Annotated in this window: 11 protein-coding genes; 5 read left to right on the top strand and 6 right to left on the bottom strand. The window is 34.8% G+C overall.

Annotated features, from left to right (window positions below; translation table 11 throughout):
* The 3 genes from F6K27_RS27090 to F6K27_RS27080 all read left to right on the top strand — a co-directional run.
* Positions 1–239, top strand: a 239-nt coding sequence (locus F6K27_RS27090) for a hypothetical protein (protein ID WP_287279203.1), incomplete at its 5' end; no start/stop codon positions are given.
* 182 nt (positions 240–421) lie between these two features.
* Entirely contained in the window at positions 422–1,885 is a 1,464-nt protein-coding gene (locus F6K27_RS27085; RefSeq protein ID WP_287279202.1) for a tetratricopeptide repeat protein, read from the top strand.
* 306 nt (positions 1,886–2,191) lie between these two features.
* On the top strand, positions 2,192–4,648 hold the full coding sequence (locus F6K27_RS27080) for a CHAT domain-containing protein (RefSeq protein WP_287279201.1): 2,457 nt from the start codon (positions 2,192–2,194) through the stop codon (positions 4,646–4,648).
* 721 nt (positions 4,649–5,369) lie between these two features.
* Here F6K27_RS27080 and F6K27_RS27075 read toward each other — a convergent pair.
* The gene (locus F6K27_RS27075; protein WP_124145058.1) at positions 5,370–6,038 is read right to left on the bottom strand and encodes a glutathione S-transferase family protein; all 669 of its coding nucleotides are present in this window, start codon (positions 6,036–6,038) and stop codon (positions 5,370–5,372) included.
* Positions 6,039–7,159: 1,121 nt separating this feature from the next.
* Between F6K27_RS27075 and F6K27_RS27070 the strand changes: the two genes are divergently transcribed.
* Positions 7,160–11,539, top strand: a complete 4,380-nt coding sequence (locus F6K27_RS27070; RefSeq protein WP_287279200.1) for a phytase — start codon at positions 7,160–7,162, stop codon at positions 11,537–11,539.
* Between the two features lie 79 nt (positions 11,540–11,618).
* Here the strand turns inward: F6K27_RS27070 and F6K27_RS27065 are convergent, their stop codons facing one another.
* Both F6K27_RS27065 and F6K27_RS27060 read right to left on the bottom strand, forming a co-directional pair.
* Positions 11,619–12,185 carry a Uma2 family endonuclease gene (locus F6K27_RS27065; RefSeq protein WP_287279199.1) on the bottom strand — a complete coding sequence of 189 codons (567 nt, stop codon included), beginning with the start codon at positions 12,183–12,185 and terminating at the stop codon, positions 11,619–11,621.
* Between the two features lie 105 nt (positions 12,186–12,290).
* Positions 12,291–12,581, bottom strand: a complete 291-nt coding sequence (locus F6K27_RS27060; RefSeq protein ID WP_287279198.1) for a hypothetical protein — start codon at positions 12,579–12,581, stop codon at positions 12,291–12,293.
* Positions 12,582–12,910: 329 nt separating this feature from the next.
* Between F6K27_RS27060 and purN the strand changes: the two genes are divergently transcribed.
* On the top strand, positions 12,911–13,561 hold the full coding sequence (purN, locus tag F6K27_RS27055) for a phosphoribosylglycinamide formyltransferase (RefSeq protein WP_287279197.1): 651 nt from the start codon (positions 12,911–12,913) through the stop codon (positions 13,559–13,561).
* Positions 13,562–13,744: 183 nt separating this feature from the next.
* Here purN and galT read toward each other — a convergent pair whose 3' ends face one another.
* The 3 genes from galT to F6K27_RS27040 form a co-directional block, all read right to left on the bottom strand.
* On the bottom strand, positions 13,745–14,758 hold the full coding sequence (gene galT, locus F6K27_RS27050; protein ID WP_353734844.1) for a galactose-1-phosphate uridylyltransferase: 1,014 nt from the start codon (positions 14,756–14,758) through the stop codon (positions 13,745–13,747).
* A gap of 214 nt (positions 14,759–14,972) precedes the next feature.
* Positions 14,973–15,953 carry a pentapeptide repeat-containing protein gene (locus F6K27_RS27045; protein ID WP_124145061.1) on the bottom strand — a complete coding sequence of 327 codons (981 nt, stop codon included), beginning with the start codon at positions 15,951–15,953 and terminating at the stop codon, positions 14,973–14,975.
* A 713-nt stretch (positions 15,954–16,666) separates the two neighbouring features.
* Positions 16,667–19,417 carry an AAA-like domain-containing protein gene (locus F6K27_RS27040; protein ID WP_287279196.1) on the bottom strand — a complete coding sequence of 917 codons (2,751 nt, stop codon included), beginning with the start codon at positions 19,415–19,417 and terminating at the stop codon, positions 16,667–16,669.
* Between the last annotated feature and the right edge of the window lie 209 nt (positions 19,418–19,626).

The following is a 19,626-nucleotide window of genomic DNA, read 5'->3' as shown; positions in this document are numbered from 1 at the left end:
TTCTTTCTAGTTCATCTATACTTAGGTGTTCTTGGATACTTAAGCGTCTTGGCATAATGGCGATCGCTCCTGGGAATTATTTTTCTCCTCTTCAATTATACACAAACGATGCTACCGGACATGATATTAGGAGGGAAGTAAAGAAGGAAGAGGAGGAAAAGGAGAACTCGCTCTTATCCGGACATGATATGAAAGGCAAAAAGCAACATACTACTAAAGAAGTGAAGTTAGGTTTATGAGGAACAGGAACATACCATAGCGTTGCATATTTGTGCATTGGAAGGGGTGTGGGGAGTGTGGAGGAAATTACATATTTGCCCATTGGAATTATAGTAGCTCGTCTAGACTAAAGTTTACCTCACTAAACCTAGTATCTACTCAGAAAGTTCAATATAGCAAAATTTTATGAATTTGGTAGAAAATGATAAATTGGAAATATTTTAGATTAATTATCGGTACTGTATTTTTCTTGATTTTGCCTCCATCTCTAGTAACAGAGAAAATAGAGAAAGTACAGATATATTCAAAAGCAGTTGCAGAAGAGACTAAAAAATATAGCGATCGCCTTACCCAAGAAAACCTACAAACTCAAGCACAGGAACTTGATAAGAAAGCTAAACAAAAACTTGAAAATGGGGAATTAAAAACGGCCTTAGAAACTTTGCAGCAACTCCTAGATATTCATACTCAACAGGGCGTTCGCGATAGCGGAACGGAGTTCTATCGCCTTAATATCAGCAGCACCCTCTACAGTATGGCCAGCATCGATCGACAACTGCAGCAGTATCAGAAAGCTTTAGAGAATTATCAGCAAGCTTTGGAAATTCGTCAACAGTTAGGCGATACAGAGCAAATTGCTGCCATCCTACATAATATTGGTACAGTTTATTCTCACCTAAGTCAATATCCCCAAGCATTAGCATCATTCAATCAAGCACTGAAAATGCGTAGGCAACTGCGCGATACTACTGCTATTAGTAGCGCTTTAAATAAAATAGGTGTTATCTACGATCGCCAAGGTAAATATCCAAAAGCTATAGAGTTTTATGAAGAAGCTTTAGAAATGGCTAAAAAGGAAAAGGATAATGTCAATCTTACTGCAATTTTAAGTAATCTTGGCTTAGTTAATTCAAGGTTAGGTCGCTATAAACAAGCTATAGATTTTTATCAGAAAGTTTTACAGAATAATCCCCAAAACAAAGCTAAGGTTTTAACATATATTGGAGCAATTTATCGCCACTTAGAAGAGTTTTCTAAGGCTTTAAAGTTTTATCAACAAGCTTTAGAAGTTTATGAAGAAAATCAAGACCGTTTAAATATAGCAATAACTATAGATAATATAGGTGTAATTTATCGAGAACAGGAAAAATATTCCCAAGCATTAGAATCCCATCAACAAGCATTAGTTATTTGGGAAGAGTTAGGCGATCGGGAAGGTAAATCTGCCTCTGTTCATAATATTGGTATAGTGTATCGAGAGTCCGGTCAGTATTCTGAATCTCTAGAATTTTTGACTCATACTTTAATTCTCGATCGACAACTTGAAAACCAAAATAGAGAAAGAATTACTCTTGCTGATATAGGAAAATTATTAGCAAAAAATGATCGACCAGAATTAGCAATAATATTTTATAAACAATCAATTAATATTACAGAAAAAATCCGCAAAGATTTACAGGTTTTACCAGTAGAGGAACAAAAGGATTATTTAGACGGTACTGTTACTGACATTTATCGGGATTTAGCTGATTTATTACTCGAGCAAAAAAGAGCCATAGAATCGCATCAAATTCTTGATTTGTTGAAAGTACAAGAAGTATTTGAGTATATGGGAGGTATCAAAGCTGATGATAAAATTATAGGCAATAGTTTTGAAGATATATAGCAATCAGGAATCAGTTGTGAGAATTGAGGTGTTCCTTAAAAGTATAGAATATGGCAATTCTTATATTCATATAATACGTTTTTTCTTCTTCTTTGTTCCCTGTTACCTGTGCCCTAAAAGCTTCCAATATCTCACAACTCAAATCATATTGCTATAGTTAAGAAAGAATTGGTTAGGACTTATGCGGATGATAAATCTTAGACTAGGAAATGTTTTTCTAACTGCTCCCTGTTCCCTGCTATAGTTGAATGCTGAATGCTTACCTTATAGTTATACATAATACACATAAAAAATATAGTTGAAAAAATGATAAATTGGAAATATTTCAGATTAATTATATCTACTGCATGTTTATTAATTATTATTCCATCTATACCAGTCGATAAAAATTTTAATCTAAATTCAAAAGCACAAGCACAAGTTAAGACAAATTCTGTTAGTCCTATTTTACAGAACAATCAAAAAATTGAAATACAGCAACAAGAAAAGCAAGTTCAATCAGAATTTTACAACGATCAACTTGATGAAAATTTGGAACAATTACAAGAAAAATTAGAAAAATTAACTCCAGAAGACGATCGCTTTGAGATTATTCATACTTTGAAGAAAATTGCTATTGCTTATGATGCTCAAGGTAAGTATTTCAAAGCCTTAGAATATTATCAAAAAGCTTTTAAAAATGCTAAAAAAAATCAGGATAGTGAAAATATTATTGCTATTTTAAATAAGATTGGTGTGGTGTATTCCCAGTTAGGTTTGTATGAGCAAGCTATCGATTATTATAAACAAGTTTTAAAGAAAAATCCTCCAGAAAAAAACAATATATTCAGTAATATTGGAGCAATTTATCGCCACTTAAAAAAATATTCTCAAGCCTTAGAATACCTTCGACAAGCTTTAAAAAATTATCAAGAAAATCAAGACAATCTTGGTACAGCTCAAACCCTTAATCATATAGGTGTAATTTATCGAGAGCAAGAGAAATACTCTCAAGCATTAGAGAATCATAAACAAGCATTAGCTATTCAAGAAGAAGAAGGCGATCAAGAAGGTAAAGCAGTTACTTTTCATAATATTGGTAAAGTTTATCAAGATCTAAATAAGTATTCGGAATCCCTAAAATTTTTAAATCATAGTTTAATTATAGATAGACAACTTGATAACAAAGGAAAAGAAGGAATTCATCTTGCTAATCTAGGTAAATTATTAGAAACAAAAAATCAGACTGAATTAGCAATAATTTTCTATAAACAATCAGTTAATATTACAGAAAGTATCAGGAAAAATTTAAAAGTTTTACCAGCAGAAGAGCAAGAGGCTGATGTAGAAAGTGTTGCTGAAACATATCGTACTTTAGCTGAATTATTACTACAAAAAAAACGCGCACTCGAAGCACATCAAATTATAGACTTACTCAAAGTCCAAGAAATATTTGAGCAGATGGGAAGTTTACAGATTGACAACCATAAATATAGTGAATTGCCATTCCTAGAATCAGAAGAACTCTTTTGGAAAAAATATAGTCAGCTCATAGAAGCAGCAAGTGATACGAAAAACCAAAATCAACTAGAGGAAAAATTACTAGAAATTATTGAATTTTTTGATAGTGAAGAAGTGAAATCTATTGTATCAGAATTAAAAGAAAATGCTGAAAATCAAAAACTAAGTTCAGATATAGTATTTTCTTTACAACTTGAACTAAAAAAACATCAAAAGAAAAATACAGTAGTATTATATCCATTAGTTTTAGAAGACCGACTAGAATTAATATTAGTAAGTTCAAATTCTCCTGCGGTGCATCGTACTGTGTCAGTAACAAAACAAGAACTTAATCAAGCTCTGATTGAATTAAGAGTGAGATTAATCAATAGAAATAATTCTCAATCATTATCCAACGAAAATAATAATCAATCTGACAAAAGAATTATGCTGGCAGGATTTAAACTCTACAATTGGTTGATTAAACCTCTAGAGAAAGAGCTAAGACTTACTAAAGCTAAAACTATTATTTATGCACCAGATGGACAATTACGTTATATTCCTTTAGCAGCTTTATATGATGGTAGAAAATGGCTAGTAGAAAGGTTTGAAATTAATAATATTACTGCTGCAAGTTTAATGGATTTAGAGCCTAGGGAAAATTTTCAACCAGTCATTTTGGCAGGTGCTTTAACTGAAGGTAGTTATCAATTTCAGGTAGGTAGACGAAGATTTGAATTTGAAGGATTACCTTTTGCGGGAGTAGAAGTAGAGAATATAGAGCAGATATTTCCTGAAACTAATAAATTATTAGGAAATGAATTTACTAAAGAAGCTATGGAATTAAATATGGATAGCCATAATATTGTACATTTTGCCACTCATTCTGCCTTTGTCAATGGTCATCCAGAAGAATCTTTTATCTTATTTGGAGATGGCGATCGCGCTACATTAGGAGATGTGAAATATTGGAATTTAAAGGATGTAGAATTAGTGGTATTGAGTGCTTGTCAAACTGCTCTGGGAAAAGATATAGGAAATGGTCAAGAAATACTCGGTTTTGGTTATCGAGTGCAAGAAGCTGGTGCAGCAGCAACATTAGCAACTTTATGGTTAGTTGATGACCAAGCTACTCATGAATTTATGAATTATTTTTATGTAGCTTTGAATAAAGGACTAAGTAAGGTAGAATCGCTAAGAGAAGCACAAGTTAATATGATTAATAGTGAGTATAATCATCCTTATTATTGGGCACCATTTATTTTAATTGGTAATGGTTTTTGAGAGGGAAGAAGTAAGAATTCAGGGATCAGCTTTATTACCTTTTGTAGACAATTTAAGCTTGCTGTTCTTATGCTTCAATATGGGTTTTATATTTACAGGATAGTAAGCATTCAGCCGTCAGCTATCAGCCATAAGCTATTGCTTTTCGTTTACGATAAAAGCTTTATTAATTGTCTGACTACAAAAAGTTAGCTCCCTTGTCCTTAAAGTCTATATTAATTTAAACACTGTCCTTAAGAAGAGAATATTGTTGCTGAAGTGCGCAGTTCCTCCGCAGGAGGCTAGCTGACAGCTAATAGCTGAATGCTTACACAGTATGTATTTAAGAGTTCATCAATTGATAATGGATAATGAATAATTGATAATTAGGGCTTGCTGAAAAAGTCTTATGGTGATGATAGGCAACAGGGAACAGCTCATCTGGCAACAGTTTAGACTATCTGCTACGGCAAAATTTTTGGCATTTTCAGGTAAAAATATTAGCTTTTTGAGACTAATTGAGCCAAAAACTATGTACTTTTTCAATACCTAAAAAGGCTAAAACCTTTATCTGGTAATTATTTTATCTTTAATCAGCAAGCCCTAATTACCTCTGGTTAAAACCGAGAGGATTGAATATAAGGAAAAATGCTAAAAGCTTTATCTGTCAATGATTTTAGATTTAATCAGCAAGTCCTAATTATTCATTATTAATTATTCATTATTCATTGTTGTTTCTGCTTCAACGCCAGTCAGGAGGATAGAGACTATCAACATTAGGCATTTCATCAATCTTTTGTAGCAAATCTCCTAATTTTGGATATTTTTTCTCTATAGGTAAGATGTCTATGTTTAATTTACTTACATCTTCCTGAACTGCTAATTTTTCGACAAATTTAAAAATAGGATAAATAGCAATATCCGCAGCAGATAATCGATTGCCTGCCAACCAATTTTTATCTGCTAAAACCTCATCATTGAGTATGGTAAATTCTTCTTTTAATTTCTGGAAATTTTCAACAACTTCCTTTTCTTTCTCTGCTAAACCTCCAAAGAAAATTGGAGGGATAAGCTGAAGTAAAGAGGGCACAATTATATTTTCAATTTCACATACCTGTTGCCAAATTATTGCTTTCTCTTGGCTAGTATTGCCAAAAAGTTGCCACTCAGGATAGAGAGAATCTAAATACACTAAAATTGCTATAGATTCACGCACAAATAATTCCCCATGTTTTAGTAATGGCACTTTACCACGAGGATTTAAAGCTAGATAATCGGGTTGTTTATGTTCTCCTGTTGATGGGTCTAAATAATGAGAGACATAATCAACATTATGAATTACTAAGGCCAGGTGTACTCGCCAAGCAAAAAGACTACCTTGAAAGCAAAAAAGTTCTATTGTTGGATTCATTTTCTTGAATATTATTCCTCATTTTAACGAAGTCAGAAGTTGTTTTTGTAACTGAGATTTGAGCAAGTCTCCAAAAACATTTTGCCAATCAAGGCGGGGTTTTTAGACCCAGTTATTTTGATAAAGAATAAATTATGGCAAAAATTCAGCCTAGTATAACCAAATTAACTCGAACATATCCTTTAATTGAGATAATGTCAAGAGCCAGTATTTATAAATTAGCGATATTCAGCAGAAAAGAGGGAGTAGGTAGTAGGCAGTAGGGGAAATAATTGATAATTTCTGTGTGAATGATGACGAGCGCGTTCAAGGAAAAGCTAAAAGTAATATCATGTCCGGTTGAACAGTTATAAATAACGACGGAGGAGTCAGAACTCAGGAGTCAGGAGGAAAAACAAATTTTGTACCTTACCAGTATAGGAATTGCTATATCAAATTAAACTTTAACCCAAATCTTTTCCTACGATTTAAGTATTTAATACCAAATTCAAAAAAGGTAGTTACATCTTAGTTTGTGATTTATTCCTACAATAAAAAAATATGGCGTTGCTGAATAGCGTGTATGATATTAACCTTAATTACTTAGGAGTCAACCCACCCCTAACCCCCTCCCAGGAGGGGGAGGACTGAGTCAGGAGGGAAGAAAGAAGAAGAAAGAGGAATAGAAGGAGAGGCGTTGCATATTTGTGGGATGAATTGTATGCTTGGACAAAAAAGAAGTATTAAGGATGAAATTTACCTGTTTAAAAAATATTCATCCCTTGATTCAGCAACGCCAAAAATATAAATCCCATAAATTCTAACAATTCAACCTTTTTTCCTCTTTAATATTTCTGTTTTTTTTCCCTCCATACCTATTCCCTATTCCCTGTTCCCTGTGCCGTGACTGTAGCAATATTTTATGAAATTGGTGTCAGAAGTTAGAGCAAAACTACAGACAAGTATTTTATTATAATTAATTGAATCACCACAATCAAAAATACAGTCAACTATCTAGATTGAAAATTTTTTACACTATACCAATAAACAACACTTAACCTCAACATAAACAAAACTTAAATTAGAACCTATAAAATCCCATTACGGTTATGACTATAATTAATTTCAAGGGTTTCTAGTTTATGCCAAATCCAATCCGCTTTGCCACCTTCAACGCATCTCTAAACCGCAACGAAGAAGGTCAATTAATCACAGACCTTTCTACAGAACAAAACGAACAAGGAAAGACAGTAGCAGAAATTATTCAAAGAGTCAATCCTGATGTTTTATTAGTTAATGAATTTGACTTTGACTCAGATGGAACTGCTGCCCAATTATTCCGAGATAACTATTTAGAAGTAAGTCAAAATGGAGTAAATCCTGTAGAATATCCTTTCGTATATTTTGCTCCTTCTAATACAGGTATTTATTCTGGTTTTGACCTAGATAATAATGAGGAAATAGTCACAACACCGGGTGAATTTGGTTATGGGAATGATGCTTTTGGTTTTGGCAATTTTCCCGGTCAATTCGGAATGGTTTTATATTCAAAATATCCCATTGTTGAAGAGGAAGTAAGAACTTTTCAAAACTTTCTCTGGAAAGATATGCCAGGGGCGTTGTTACCAGATAATCTTGATACACCTGAACCTAATGATTGGTATTCGGAGGAAGAATTAGAGGTATTCCGTCTTTCTTCTAAAAGTCATTGGGATGTGCCAATAAATGTGAATGGAGAAATAGTCCATGTCTTAGTTAGTCATCCTACTCCGCCAGTTTTTGATGGGGAGGAAGATAGAAATGGTAGAAGAAATCACGATGAAATTCGGTTTTGGGCAGATTATGTTACTCCTGGAGAAGGAGATTATATTTATGATGATGCAGGAAATTTTGGTGGTTTAGCAGCTGGTAATTCTTTTGTAATTATGGGAGATCAAAATGCTGACCCAGTTGATGGAGATAGTTTCAATAATACTATTAATCAATTATTAGAAAATCCTCTGGTGAATACTTCAGTAATTCCTGGTAGTAATGGGGGAATTGATGCTACAAACCGTCAAGGGGGAGAAAGTGCAAATCATGGAGGCAACCCTGCTTTTGATACGGCAGATTTTAATGATGCGCCTGGTACTTCTGGAAATTTACGAGTTGATTATGTTTTGCCTTCAATAGACCAAGAAATAGTTGATGCTGCTGTTTTTTGGCCGGAGGAAAATGACTCTTTATTTGACTTAGTGGGAGACTTTCCTTTTCCTAGTTCAGACCATCGTTTGGTTTGGGCAGATGTGACTAATGAAAATCGTAAAACTGTCACAAATATTGAGTTTATTGGGGGGGTAGAATTTGAGACTGGGTTGGAATTTCAGGGTACAGAAGTAGGGGGTATTTCTGGTATTAGTTATGACCGAGGTGAAGGAATTTATTATGCTATTTCTGATGACCGGAGTCAGAATAATGATGCCCGTTTTTATACTGTTGATATTGATTGGAGTGATGGTACTCTTGATGATGGAGATGTTGAATTTACAGATTTTACTACTCTATTAAATAATGATGGAGTACCATTTCCCGAAAATGGTGTTGACCCGGAAGGAATTGCTTTTAATGGTGAGAATTTATTCATATCTTCGGAAGGAAATGTTAATGAGGGTATCGACCCATTTGTTAATGAGTTTTCTCTCACAGGAGAACAATTAAATGAGTTGACAATTCCAGATAAATTTTTACCTAATAATGATGGTACTCAAGGCATCAGAAATAATCAGGCATTTGAGAGTTTAACAATTACTCCTGACAAACGTTTTCTCTACACAGCAACAGAAAGTGCTTTAGTACAAGATGGCGAACGTCCTACTCTGGAAAATGAGAGTGCTTCTCGGATTATTAAATATGATTTAGAAACTGGGGAAGCTATTAAAGAATTTCTCTATTTTGTTGACCCTATTCCTGTTGCTCCAGACCCAGAAGATGGTTTTGCTGATAATGGCTTAGTTGAATTACTTGCCCTTGATAATAGCGATACTTTATTAGCTTTGGAAAGGTCTTTTGCTGTTGGAGTTGGTAATAATATCCGTCTCTACGAAGTTCAGTTACAAAATACAACTAATATCCAAGATTTTGACGGTTTAATTAATCCAGATGACCCCGATGGAGAGCTATTTGATGTTGATGCTGTTGCAGAAAAACGATTATTATTAGATTTTGCAGAGTTAGGCATTACTTTAGATAATGATGAAGGGATGGCATTCGGACCTGTTTTGCCAGATGGGTCTCAATCTTTGGTGGTAGTTAGTGATAATAATTTTAATAATGTAACTCCTCAAGTTACTCAATTCTTAGGTTTCTCCCTAGATATTGATAGTATTCCTGCTGTTAACCCTACTGTTGAAACTCCAGATACGAACAGAATTGAAACAGGTGTTGATTCAGATGACCCTGCGATTTATGTACATCCTAATAACCCCAACCAAAGTTTAGTTATTAGTACATTAAAAGATGCTGGTTTAGCAGTTTACGATTTAAAGGGTGAAGTTTTACAAGAAATTTCTCCTGAAACTCCTGGGGATGTTCGTTATAACAATGTAGATATTGTTTATAACTTCCAAATAGGAGATGAAACAGTAGATTTAGCAGTAGCAACTGACCGGGCAAATGATACTTTAGCAATTTGGAGTATTGACCCTCAAACTCGTCAACTTACTAATATTACTGCTGGAAATTTGAGTAATCCCACAGCTTCAATTTTTGGTATAGATGATGGGGAACAAACTGCCTATGGTTTAGCAACTTATACTAATCCTAATACTGGGGAAACTTACGCTTTTGTTAGTCAGCGGGATGGAAATCAAATTGCTCAGTTAGAGTTAATAAGTAACGAGGACGGAACGGTAAGTGCCACAGAAGTTCGTCGTCTAGATGTACCTATTCCAGAAGGTGGAGAACTGGATGATGCTCAAGTTGAAGGAATGGTAGTAGACCAAGAATTAGGATTCCTTTATGCTGGTCAAGAAAACTTCGGAATTTGGAAATTTGATGCAGAAGTTGATGGTAGTAATGACAGAATTTTAGTTGATGAAATTGGTGAAAATATTCAAGCGGATGTAGAAGGTTTAACTATTTATTATGGAGATAATGGCAATGGTTATTTATTAGCTTCTAGTCAGGGAAATAATACTTTTGCTGTTTATGAACGGGAAGGAGATAATGAATATATTGGTAACTTCTTTGTAGGAGATTTTGCCAATATTGATGGAGCGGAAGAATCTGATGGTGCAGATGTAATTAACGTACCTTTAGGTAACAATTTCCCCAACGGTTTATTAGTAATTCAAGACGGAGCAAATGAACCAGAAGCAGTTCTACAAGATCCAGAAGATGGAGAAATTCAAAACTTCAATACCAACTTTAAATTTATCCCCTGGGAAAATGTTGCTAATGCTTTTGAAGAACCTCTGGAAATTGACAGTTTCAGTTATAACCCTCGGCAAATAAATGTCAATATCCCGACAGTAAGTATTAACGTTGAACCGGAAACTGTTAGTGAAAACGCAGGTCAATATACCCTAACTTTCAATTTAAGTGAAGCTGCTCCAGCAGGAGGTTTACAGGTAATTTGGTCAGAAACAGATGCTGATGATGCTTTTGGCGATATTGAATTTCCTCCTGAGTTAACCAATGCTTCTAACCTAGAACAACTCCAAGCAGCAGGGGATGAACTCGCACGTTCCGCTATTACCATTGAGGAAGGAGCAACTACAGCGACTGTTACCTGGACAACCATTCCGGATGAGGAGTCTGAAGGGGAAGAAACCACAACTATTGAATTGATAGAAACAGAAGACTATGTAGTTGATCCAGAAAACCAAGTTGCTCAAGTCACTATTGTCGATGCAGTTGCTGAAGAAATTATTGGTACTCCAGAAGATGAACCTCTCAATGGCAACTTTGGAGATGATACCATCACAGGTCTAGCAGGAGATGACACTCTTGTTGGTGGTGGTGGTGACGACTCAATTATTGGCAGTCGTGGTAATGACTCCCTCTATGGTCAGGATGGCGATGATGTTTTAGAAGGTCGTCTTGGTTTTGACCATCTCTTTGGTGGGGATGGGGACGATGAGATGAATGGTGGTCAAGGACGCGATCGTCTCAATGGTGGAAGTGGAAACGACACTCTATCTGGTGGTGCTAGTATTGACCGTTTTATCTTTGCCACAAATCAGGAATTTGATGCTGATGATATTGGTGTGGATGAAATTACTGATTTTGTTGTTGGTCAAGATAAAATTCTTTTGGATCGAACTACATTTACTGCCATTAACAGTATCGCAACAGAATTTGCCACTGTTACCAGTAATAATGCTGCTGCAACATCTGAAGCAGTTATTGTTTACAACAGTAATAATGGTGGTTTATTCTACAACCCTAATGTTAGTGCTGGTGGTTTTGGTGATGGCGGTCAGTTCGCCACTTTGAGTAATGGAGCATTGCTTGAAGTTGATGATTTTATTATTAGAGGGTAACTCCTACCATCTTTTCAATTCACTGTTTGGTCTTAGACACTGAAGATTTAGGGTGCATATTCTGCACCCGATTTTTGAGTTATTCAGAATATAGTTTTCGTAATTCATCCGCTGAAGAAATCAGGGGAATTTGAGAAACAATTCTCTCTAGCAATTTCACATCATTAATTTGTGAAACCTCGGATAACATCCCTACGAATTCATCACCAAACTTGAGTTTTAGTCCCATTTCAATTGCCAATAATAATGCCTGTTTAATTTGAGCATCCTTTTGAGATATTTCAGCATTTTTTTCTGCTGCTATTTCATCTCCTGTTTGAATGACATTTCCACCGACATTACACCAACGCAACCAAGCACCATTAATATTTTCAAATTTACCATCCCAAAGAGTTAATCCCAGATTCACATCAGAAAACCAAGCATCATTTTTAGGGATGTAAGAATTAAATTGAAGTTGAAATACTTGCAGTACAGTTTCACTTAGTTTTTGCAATGGGTCGTAGACAACATAATAAGGAATTCTTAACTGTGCATAGTCTGTTAATTTACTTCCTAATTCATTGCCGGGAGTAGGAGAAACAATTTCAATTACTACATCTGGTGGTTTGCCAAATTCCCAGAATATAGCAATGTGCGCTGGCATATTTACAAATTACAAGAACTGTCCAATAGCTAAAAGTCTTGTATTATCGGTCTTTTATTCCCCCAGATGAGCTGTTGCCAGATGAGCTGTTGCCTGCACACAGCGCTATAAATAAGAGCGAACATTACGTTCCCACCATTCTTTTTCACCAACAATATTTAAACTTAAAAACACATCAGGTACAATTCCTGAATCTCGGACATGAGAAAATAAACCCACATTAGCAGCAACGATAAAAGGAACATCTATTGATATTTCTGCACCGCTATAAAATACTGTTGTGAGTAGACGTTGTTGTTTTTCATTAATAAAACTATCCAAGGGAGCGTCATCCTCCAGAATCATATTACTGGTGTCTGGATATTCATGGGGCAGAAGTGTCAATTTTTCTGACATAATTACCTCCAGATTGATTTGGGAGTTATTTGATATATTGTATAGCAATTCCCAAGAAGCGTGAGGTACAAAATTCGTTGGTTTTAGGGAACAGGGAACAGGGAACAGGGAACAGGGAATAGAAGACAAATAAAGATAGGTGTCTCACCAATTTGAGAAACGCTATATCGCAGGTGTAATAATATTCTTCCTTTTTGTAAGTTGCAAGCTAAATTTGTTAACTTTGTTAGAGAACGAAAGCTTTCTTACTTCTTACTTCTTACTTCTTCCCTCTTCCTTCTTCCTTCTGCTATATAATCTAAAGAATTCCCACTATTTAACTTGAAAAAATGACAACAGAAGCTCAACAATTCAATTCTAATTCTTTTCTAATTTCTCCAGCTATCCCCGATCATTTTTCGGCAAAAAATTCTCCTTTGAAGTTAGGAATTCTCGCCTCTGGAAGTGGTAGTAATTTTGAAGCTATTATGGAGGCAATAAATAATCAAAAATTAAATGCTCAAGCTCAGGTAATGATTTATAATAATCCTGGAGCAAAAGTTAGAGATAGAGCAGAAAAATGGGGTGTGCCAGCAATATTATTAAATCATCGAGAATACAAAAATAGAGAAAAATTTGACGGCAAAATTGTTGAAACTCTACAAGAATATGATGTAGAGTGGGTAATTATGGCGGGTTGGATGCGAATTGTTACTAAGGTTTTAATAGATGCTTTTCCTAATCAAGTTATCAATATTCATCCCAGTTTATTACCTAGTTTTCGAGGTATTAAAGCTATCGAACAAGCATTAGAAGCTGGAGTAAAAATAACTGGTTGTACGGTACATTTAGTAGATGTAGAAGTAGATAATGGTCCAATTTTAATGCAGGCGGCTGTACCAATTTTGCCTGACGATACACCAGAAACTTTGCACGAAAGAGTTCAAATACAAGAACATCAAATTATTGTGGGAGCTATTACTCTTGCTGCATCAACTTAGAAGGCAGAGGGCAGGAGGCAGAGGGCAGGAGGCAGGAGGGAAATAAAGCTTCAAAAGGAAGGCAGAGGGCAGAAGGCAGAACAATGTTTTTCCCACTATTCCCTGACAGGAGTGCGGTACCAAATGCGTCTGTCGCACCTCGCGGGGTCGCGCCGCTATTCCCTGTTCCCTGTTCCCTGTTCCCTATTCCCTGGTTAAAAATTCTGCATCTAGTTCTGGAAGGGAGGGATTAATTCTAATACCAGAAGCAATTTCAAAACCTGCCGGTGTGGTAAGTCGAGGTTCAATTAAACAATACCAATGTACTTGTGGTTCTTCTGCTTTATAACGAGCAGCAGTGTTAATTACATAATTATAATCTGGGTCGTTTAATTTTTCTGATAATTTGGTGAGAATATTTTTGAGAATTAATGCAAAATCTGATTTTTCTTGGTCTGAAATACTACCAAAATCACCTTGATGTTCTTTTGGCATAATCCAGATTTCAAAAGGTGCTTTAGCAGCAAAGGGAATAAAAGCTAAAAAAGATGAATTTTCCTCAATTACTCGCGTTTTATTTTGTTTTTCAAATGCTAATATATCACAGTATAAACAGCTCCCAAATTCATCATAATATCTTTGAGCTTCCTCTTCTTGCCAACGTCGATGTTGGGGAACAATGCTAGTAGCAATAATTTGAGAATGGGGATGACGTAAAGAAGCTCCTGCTCTTTTACCATGATTTCTAAATATAATGACCATCATACTTTCATCTATTTCCATAAGTTCGATGTAACGTTGATGGTAAGTATCAATTATAATCTCTACTTCTTGGATAGACATTGTAGGAATATCTTTGCTATGGTCGGCATTTTCAATAATTACTTCATGTCTACCATAACCAGGCATGGTCAGATAAATTCCTTCTAATTTTCGATCGGTATTTCCTTCAGGAGTTAAAGCGGGAAATTTATTAGGAATAACGCGCACTTGCCAGTTAGTATTTTCTGGGTTTTGTTTCTCTAATAAAATACCTCCTAGACGCTCTTCATTACCAGTACAAAAAGGGCAGTCTGGAGAGTGACTTTCTACTTTTTCCTGTACTATATTTTCTTGTTGAAAATCCTGGGGACGTTTGCCTCGGTTTGGCGCATAAATAACCCATTCTCTTGTGGTTTTGTTGAGCCGAATATGACTTTTGTTCATATTATTTAGCAATCTTATTTGAGTTATGAGATATTATAGATTTTAGGGAACAGGGAACAGGGAACAGGGAACAGGGAATAACGAATACCAAAGCAATAAAATTATCACAAATGATTTAGGACTGCTATTTTTATAGACGGAGTGGTCGGTCGTTGACTATTCATAAGCAATTTTCCCTTCTTCCTCCCCCCTTTCAAAGGGGGGCAAGGGGGGATGCCTTCTGCCTTCATTTTTCTGGTAAATTTAGCTGAGAGTAAAATTCTCTAGAATATTTAGCTTGTTGCCAGTTATTAGCAGATTTAATCTGTAATGGATTCAACCCTTTTACTTTTTGTAGGTTGGTATCTTGTAGATTAGCATCGTGAAAGTTTGCTCCTTGTAAATTTGCTTCTTGTAAGTTTGCTCCTTTCAAATTTGCACTTTGAAAGTTAGCGTTTTTCAGATAACAACCTTGCAGATTTGCTCCTTTTAAATTTGCTTCTTGTAAGTCAACACCTTGAAGATTTCCTAGTATATAAGCTCCCTCCAAATTCGCTTTTTGTAAATTTGCTTCTAAGAGATTAACTCCCTCCATATCGGCATTTTTTAGATTTGCTGAACTAAAATTTGCTTTTTGAAGTTGAGTTAAAAGAAAGAAAGTATCTTGAAGATTTGCTCCCCAGAGAAAAGCTCCTTGTAATTGAGTTAATTCAAATTTACCTCCTCGAAGGTTGGCTTCTAAAAGTTTTGCTCCTTGAAGATTTGCTTCTTTAAAATCTACATCTACTAAATTAACTTGGTCTAAATTGGTTTTAGGTAAAGATAAACCTTTTAAACAAACACCTCCTTTTACAAGTTCTTCTAGCGCTTTGATTCTAGCATAGCTAATTTGTAATCCTTGGGCAGAGTCAATTACCTGCCAAGCTTGATAATGGGATTTCTTTTTTCCCCACCTAATGTAAATAACTAATGCTGTGACAATGCTAATATTTTCAATAGTTCCTAGAATTTGCGAGTCTTCAAGGGATTCTAGAAAAACTTTACCCCACTGTGTTTTTTGTTCTATGGTGTTTTCAATATAAATAATTCCTAAAATTAAGAAAATAACAGTGAGTAAAATAGTAGCAATTTCTAATAAACTATAGATAAATCTCAGCGTACTTCTGAGTAATCTTGCGAATTTCCGCTGATTGCTTAGTGAGGATAAATATTTTTTGATCGAAAGCATATTTGCAGGACTATAACTAGGGTTTTATTAGGATCAAATAAATACATTTGAGGCACTTATAATCATGGTATTTTCGTTATATAAACAATAATATCTTATTCAGACAGTACATTGTCAAGAGCTGAGTTGAAGAAGGAAGAAGCCAGAAGGAAGAAGTAGATTGGGACTCAAACTCCAACCAATTGTAGACGGTGTATTAAACCCATAAAGAAAAAGATAATGATTTATCAAAATTGTCTTATACTAATTGGATTGAGAAAATTTACAAAAAAGTAGGTATGGGGAATAGGTGAGAGAGAAAAAAGGTCTGAAAAAAATGGAATAAAAAAGATTTAATTTTGACAATTGCTGCCTGGTTTAATTTAGTAAATATAGCAGTCGAAGGAAAGGGCGCAGGTATATCAAAAGCTTAAAACTCAGACAACGCAAGATTGTTCCTTCTCTCCTAGATAACTAATCGCCTAGATAACTAAACCTTTCTTTTTTCTGCTATACATTATTTATAGACTAACTACAGGATAAAATGGTGAAAATCTAGTATTTTTCAACAAATTCATAGATTTAATATCATGTCCGGTTGAATACTTATAAATAAATTAGTAGGGAGTAGGTAGTAGGGAGAAAAAAGAGATTTGCTCTGCAAGTGAAAGGATAGTTTTTTTCATAACTAATTATCAGGACATGATATAAATTTGGGATTTTATAGTTTGGCTTCACAGTCGATAGCTAAAATATTTCCGATACAATTCACATAGAGGCATGACTAAATTACCTTGAAACTTTACTAATCCCATACTGCGTAATTTGAATCCTTCTTTTGTGCCTATAGGTATAGGGTAATTTATCGTAATAATTTGTTTAATTACTGTTAATAATTCTGGATTTTCTTCAAGATTATTTAAGTGGCGGCGTAGGTGGTCACAATAGGGACTTTCTTCTGTCGGAGCGACCTGTAATAGCTTTTCTAAAGTCATTCTTCCCCGGGCAATTTGATAGAGAGCTTGACGTACTAAATAAGGATGTCCTCCTACCATTGCCATTAATTCTTTTATCTGTTCTGAAGACCATTCTAGATGATGTAATTTGACTAAATTTTCTACTTCTTCCCAGTTGAGTTCTCGTAACTCTATGGGCAAACCTACATTAAAAGGTGACTGATTAATATTTAGAGGAATATATACTTCTTTTGAATGTACAATTACTAACCTTAGTTTTTGCCAAACTGCTTCATTTTTACCACGTTCATGCCAAGTCCTGAGCAAAGCAAAAAAGGAAGTAGCAATTTCTGGATGTTGAAAAACTTGGTCTACTTCATCTAACCCTAAAACTAAAGGAGTTGAAATTTCTGATAGTAGATATCTTTGAAAATAATTTGTACATTTATTTTTACTTCCTAATACTCCTTGCCAATATTCATACAGTTTTTCTTCTAGATTCAATTCATCAGTAATACTGGCACAAAACCATTTTAAAAATAAATCAAGATTGGTGAGAAATTCCTCATCTGCTGACTGAAAATTTAAACAAGCTTTGCAATATCCTTGCTGTTCAGCATAATTCAAAATTCTACTCATTAAAGAAGTTTTTCCCATCTGTCGAGGTGCTTTAACTCGAATCAATGCTCCCGGATTCATAATAGTTTCATAACACTCTGACTCTATGGGCGATCGCTCTACATAAAAGGGAGAATTAAGTGCTACTTGACCAGAAGGAGTATCCAATGATAACTCCTTTTCCTTCGTCTTTTTTTGTTGTTCAGAAGTCAAGTGATTAGATTTTTCTTTATCCCTTCTTCCTTCTTCCTTCTTCCTTCTTCCTTCTTCCTTCTTCCTTCTTCCTTCTTCCTCCTTCCTTCTTTCTTCTTCAACTTGTGAATTACCTGGTCGTGTCACATCAAAATTAATAGGTGGCGAGATAATCATTGTTTTTGCTTTTTCCTGCTGAATGCTGAATTCAGTTAATTCTAATCTAACTTTCTGGAGAGACTTATCTAAATCTTCTAGAGTTAATTTATCCCCTGGTAGTTGTTGATTAATTATTTCCAAAAAATCATATTCAAAAATTTCTTTAACTAATTGATTATGACGCATTTCTTCCATGAAATTAACAGCTACTAAGTTTAATAAACCTCCCACATCTCTTTGCAGCTTTTCTAAGTATCCATCTGGTTCATCTCCCTGGAGTAAAACCAGAATAAAACTTTGGCATAAATTCTTAATTTCATCTACAGGAGGTAAAGGAATTAACAAACAACTAATATCTTCAGGAAAACTTGTAACATATTTTGTTTGATTGATTGTTTTTAACTCACTTCTCAACTTAGATATTTTACGATTCACCCAACCCAAATTTTCTCGTTTTTGCTCAGAATGAAAAGGTGAATATTGAACTATTGTCGGAAAAGAACCACCAAGCTGATTTCTATACTCAATAGCAATTTTTTCCTGTGCCTTAAATAGCGAAATACTGACAGTTTTGTAAAGCTCATAATTCACAGAAGGACTATTTTGCTGAAGGCGACCTACAAAAAATTCTAGACAACTTTGAAAAATACTAAAATCGCAATTTTTATGCTGACAAATCAAACCAATAGTTATCTTTAATAAAATCCAATTTAATATTCCATAAATCGGTTCAATATTACCCTGTAATGCTCGTAAAGCTACAGCAGCATCCGAGTAACGCTGTTTCCAATTAACCCTAACCATTTTTGTTAGAAAATGAGCTAACTTTTCACTGATATTAGGTGCTAATTTTTGCAAGTCTATCTCACCTAGTTCATCTTGGATAAAATTCCTGGGTGTAACTCTTGTCAAAGCTTGAATTGCAGTAATACCCACAGCATAAATATCACTAGCAAATTGTGGTCTTCCTTGTGCTTGTTCCACAGGCATATAACCAGGAGTACCTACTGCAATTGTACTACTAGATTTTCCCTGAGAATTAACTACAATATTACTTACTTCTTTAACTGCACCAAAGTCAATTAACATTAATTTTTGGTCGCGGTCTCGCCGCATAATATTCCCTGGTTTAATATCTCGATGAATTACCTCATCTTGATGTACAAAAGCTAAAACTTCTAAAATTTCTGACAAAAAATTTAGCACTTTAGCTTCACTCCAAGGCTGACTCATTTCTGTGCTTAAATCGTGACCTATTATCAGTTCTTGAACTAGATAAAATTCTTGATTATGCTCAAAATAAGCATACAAAGTAGGAATTTTATCGTATCTACTAAGTCGGTTAAGAATTTGACCTTCTTGCTCGAATAATCTTTGGACTTGTTGATGTTTAATTGTTGGTTTTAGCCGTTTAACAACACGCTGAGGTTTGGGATTTGCTGGTATATCTATATCTTCAGCAATATAAGTTTCTCCAAACCCACCCCCACAACCTAATTGTTCTACAATTTTGTAATGTTGCCTGAGAGTTTGACCAATTAAAGAATTATTTTCAGACATTTTTAGTTCACAATCTTGAAGGAAATTACTTCATCATTTACTATCTTATCATTAGCTCAAAGAGAGAAAAAATATTCTGTAATAAGTAGGCAGGCAAAAAAAGTTGTAAAATAGCCTAGTCGAGTAGATGGAGGAAAATTTATAGTGTGCCAGCCCCTTTAAGAGTACATTTGAGTGAAGCTGAAGACAAAGAACTGCTGGAATTCCAG

The organism is Okeania sp. SIO2F5 (assembly GCF_010692685.1).
Taxonomy (GTDB): domain Bacteria; phylum Cyanobacteriota; class Cyanobacteriia; order Cyanobacteriales; family Microcoleaceae; genus Okeania; species Okeania hirsuta.
This window is presented reverse-complemented; position numbering and strand designations above follow the sequence as displayed.

Excerpts from the sequence above, each read along its gene's own strand:
- F6K27_RS27085 (WP_287279202.1), top strand. The coding sequence starts at position 422 with ATGATAAATTGGAAATATTTTAGATTAATTATCGGTACTGTATTTTTC.
- F6K27_RS27080 (WP_287279201.1), top strand. The coding sequence starts at position 2,192 with ATGATAAATTGGAAATATTTCAGATTAATTATATCTACTGCATGTTTA.
- F6K27_RS27075 (WP_124145058.1), bottom strand. The coding sequence starts at position 6,038 with ATGAATCCAACAATAGAACTTTTTTGCTTTCAAGGTAGTCTTTTTGCT.
- F6K27_RS27070 (WP_287279200.1), top strand. The coding sequence starts at position 7,160 with ATGCCAAATCCAATCCGCTTTGCCACCTTCAACGCATCTCTAAACCGC.
- F6K27_RS27065 (WP_287279199.1), bottom strand. The coding sequence starts at position 12,185 with ATGCCAGCGCACATTGCTATATTCTGGGAATTTGGCAAACCACCAGAT.
- F6K27_RS27060 (WP_287279198.1), bottom strand. The coding sequence starts at position 12,581 with ATGTCAGAAAAATTGACACTTCTGCCCCATGAATATCCAGACACCAGT.
- purN (WP_287279197.1), top strand. The coding sequence starts at position 12,911 with ATGACAACAGAAGCTCAACAATTCAATTCTAATTCTTTTCTAATTTCT.
- F6K27_RS27045 (WP_124145061.1), bottom strand. The coding sequence starts at position 15,953 with ATGCTTTCGATCAAAAAATATTTATCCTCACTAAGCAATCAGCGGAAA.
- F6K27_RS27040 (WP_287279196.1), bottom strand. The coding sequence starts at position 19,417 with ATGTCTGAAAATAATTCTTTAATTGGTCAAACTCTCAGGCAACATTAC.